General features: G+C 73.2%; 3 protein-coding genes and 1 pseudogene. 3 read left to right on the top strand and 1 reads right to left on the bottom strand.

Annotation, left to right across the window (positions count from 1 at the left end; all coding sequences use genetic code 11):
* The 3 genes from GT354_RS44330 to GT354_RS44320 form a co-directional block, all read left to right on the top strand.
* Positions 1–304 (top strand): hypothetical protein (locus tag GT354_RS44330; RefSeq protein WP_202512984.1); only part of this gene is annotated, 304 nt, incomplete at its 5' end.
* Between the two features lie 90 nt (positions 305–394).
* Positions 395–1360: an LLM class F420-dependent oxidoreductase gene (locus GT354_RS44325; protein ID WP_161362880.1), complete on the top strand. Its 966-nt coding sequence runs from the start codon at positions 395–397 to the stop codon at positions 1358–1360.
* A 147-nt stretch (positions 1361–1507) separates the two neighbouring features.
* On the top strand, positions 1508–2692 hold the full coding sequence (locus tag GT354_RS44320; protein WP_161362878.1) for an amidohydrolase family protein: 1185 nt from the start codon (positions 1508–1510) through the stop codon (positions 2690–2692).
* A gap of 16 nt (positions 2693–2708) precedes the next feature.
* On the opposite strand, the pseudogene GT354_RS44315 reads toward GT354_RS44320, so the two are convergent.
* Positions 2709–3151: pseudogene (locus GT354_RS44315) on the bottom strand (hypothetical protein); the annotation flags it as partial.

Below are 3151 nucleotides of genomic sequence, written 5' to 3'. Positions count from 1 at the left end.
CGACTTCCCGACCGGCCGGCCCGACCCGCGCTCGACCGACCCGGCCTACCAAAAGGCCGAGACGGCGTGCGCGAGCCGGCGCCCGCAGCGCGGCCAGGGCAACTCCGGTGGGGGCCGCCCGCCGGGAAAGTCCGCGGATCAGGCGTTCACGAGCTGCCTTGCGGACCACCGGGTCGAACTCCCCGCCGGCGGGGCCGCGGCGCTCGACCGCTCCGATCCCAAGGTCGCCGACGCGCTCGAGGTCTGCGCGGCGCTGCTCCCGAGCACCGCCGCGCCGACCGTGACCGAGGCGCCCACGACATAGCGCGCCACAGGACCGGACCGGGCCTCGTCCGCCCGGGTCTCGCCCGTGAGGGCTCCGTTTTCGCGGCGTAGGTGTGGGCACCGGCGCGGCATGGTGAAAATCGGCTACACGATGATGACCGAGCAGGCCGGGCCCAGGGAACTGGTGGAGCACGTCGTCCACGCGGAGCGGGTCGGCTTCGACTTCTCCGTGACATCGGACCACTACTCGCCCTGGCTGGACGCACAGGGCCACGCTCCGTACGCGTGGAGCGTCCTGGGCGCGGCGGCGCAGGCCACGTCCAGGATCCCGCTCATGACCTATGTGACGTGCCCGACGGTCCGCTACCACCCGGCCGTCGTGGCGCAAAAGGCCGCGACCGTGCAACTGCTGTCGCAGGGGCGGTTTCGGCTCGGTCTCGGCGCGGGCGAGAACCTCAACGAGCATGTCGTGGGCGGCGGCTGGCCGGTGGCCGACGTACGGCACGAGATGCTCGGCGAAGCCGTCGAGATCATCCACGCGCTGTTCGCCGGCGGCTACGTCAACCACCACGGCACCCACTTCGACGTCGAGTCCGCGAAACTGTGGGACCTGCCCGCCGAACCGCCGCCGATCGGCATCGCGGTGTCGGGGGCGCAGAGCTGCGAAATCGCCGGCCGGCTCGCCGACTTGGTGATCGCGACCGAACCCAAGAGCGAGCTGCTCGCCGACTTCGACCGGTACGGCGGCGCGGGCAAGCCGCGGGTCGGCCAGTTGCCGGTCTGCTACGACACCGACCGGGACGCGGCGATCACCCGCGCGCACGACCAGTTCCGCTGGTTCGGCGGCGGTTGGAAGGTCAACTCCGAGCTCCCGGGTACGGCAGGCTTCGCGGGCGCGACGCAGTTCGTCCGTCCGGAGGACGTCGCCGAGTCGATCCCGTGCGGCGACGACGTGGACGCGTTCGTCGAGGCGGTACGCCCCTACGTGGACGCGGGCTTCACCGAGGTCGCCCTGGTCCAGGTCGGCGGCGACAGTCAACACGCCTTCCTCGACTGGGCGGAGGCGAAACTGCTGCCCGCCCTGCGCAGGCTGTAGCGCTCGCCACCCTTGGTAGGGATCCCGGATCCGGAGCGGCGCGCCGCCGCTCCGGCCCCGTGGGCGGGGGCAGCGGCGCAATCGCCGGTGGGACGGGCCGCGTCGTGCCAGGGTGGCGGGTGAGCCGACGCGAGGGAGTGGACACGCATGGCGTTGCTGATCACGGCCGATCAGGTACTGGAAGGACCGGCAGGGGCGCGTATCAAGGACGGCGCGGTCCTGATCGACGCGGGCGTGATCGTCGCGGTGGGCCCGCGCGGCGTGGTGGAGACACTGGCAGGCCCGGACGTGGAACGCAGCGACCATCCCGGCGCGACCGTGTTGCCGGGCCTGATCAACTGCCATGTCCATCTGGCCTTCGACGCCGGGCCCGACCCGGTCGGCACGCTCGGCGCCACCGACGACGCCGCACTCGCGCTCGGTATGGCCGAGCGCGCCCGACAGTTGCTCGACGGCGGCGTCACCACCGCCCGTGACCTCGGCGACCGCGGTGCGCTCTCGGTAGGTCTGCGCGACACGATCGCCGCGGGCGGCCTGCCGGGTCCGCGCATCCTCGCGGCGACCGCGCCGCTCACCCCGCCCGGCGGCCATTGCTGGTTCCTCGGCGGCGAGGTGGACGGCACGGCGGCGATCCGGGAGCGGATCCGGCGCAACGTCGCCGCGGGCGCCGACCTGATCAAGGTGATGGCGAGCGGCGGTCAGATGACCCCGGGCGGCGCGGCCATGTGGGAGTCGCAGTTCGACACGGAACATCTGCGCGTCGTCGTGGCCGAAGCCCACGAGGCCGGTCTGCGAGTGGCCGCGCACGCGCACGGGACCGCGTCGATCGTGTCGGCGGTGGACGCCGGCGTCGATTCGCTGGAGCACTGCACCTGGCTCACCGACGGCGCCCCGGACGAACGCGAGGACGTCGCCGTGCGGATCGTCGAGCAGGGCATTCACGTGTGCTCGGCGATGTCGCCGAACTGGCGCGCGTTCATCGAACGGCTGGGTCCCGAGCGGGCCGAGCGCTCCTTCGCCCGGTTGCGCTGGATGGACGCACTGGGCGTGCGGCTGGTCACCGGCACGGACGCGGGTCTGCCGTTCTCCGCCTTCGGTGACTTCGTGGGCGCCCTCGGGCTGTACGAGCACCTGGGCTTCCCCCCGGAGCAGATCGTCGAGATGGCCACGACCCGATCGGCCGCGGCCCTCGGCCTGAGCGACGAAACGGGCCGCCTCGCCTCGGGCCTGGCCGCCGACCTGCTCGTCGTCCGCGGCGACCCGACCACCGACCTGGAAGCGTTGCGTGACCCCGCGCTGATCCTGGCGCGAGGCCGCCGACACCCGGGTTAGCTCGCCTTCGGGGCGCTCAGGCCGCCGATCCGTTTGCCGCGTCGATGCGGGGGAGTGGGCACGCGTTGACGTGCGCGGTCAGGCCCTTGGGCGTGGTGAAGCTCAGGTGGTGTTCCAGGCAGGGCTCGTGGGCGGCGCACGGGCTGGTCAGGATGCCGTCCGGGTCTTCCCACTCGATCTCCCAGATGCGCGCGCCGTGGTGGACCATGTCGGCGTGGTTGCCCCGGTGGGCGTAGGTCACGCGCAACGGTCCCCCGTCGGCGCTGGGGTGCGGGAGCGGGCACAACACGGACGGCTTCGGCCGGTTCTCGGCGGCGGCGGGGGCCGGGGCCGGGGGAGCGGCCGGTTCGGCCGTGCCGCGCTTGCCGGCGGCCGGCGGGCGGCGGGATTCGGTGGGCAGGTCCCGGCCGCGGTCGTACAGCGCTTGGAGGCGGGCCAGTTCGACATCGCAGCGACCGC

The sequence above is a fragment of the Streptomyces sp. SID3343 genome, assembly GCF_009865215.1.
GTDB lineage: Bacteria > Actinomycetota > Actinomycetes > Streptomycetales > Streptomycetaceae > Embleya.
This window is presented reverse-complemented; position numbering and strand designations above follow the sequence as displayed.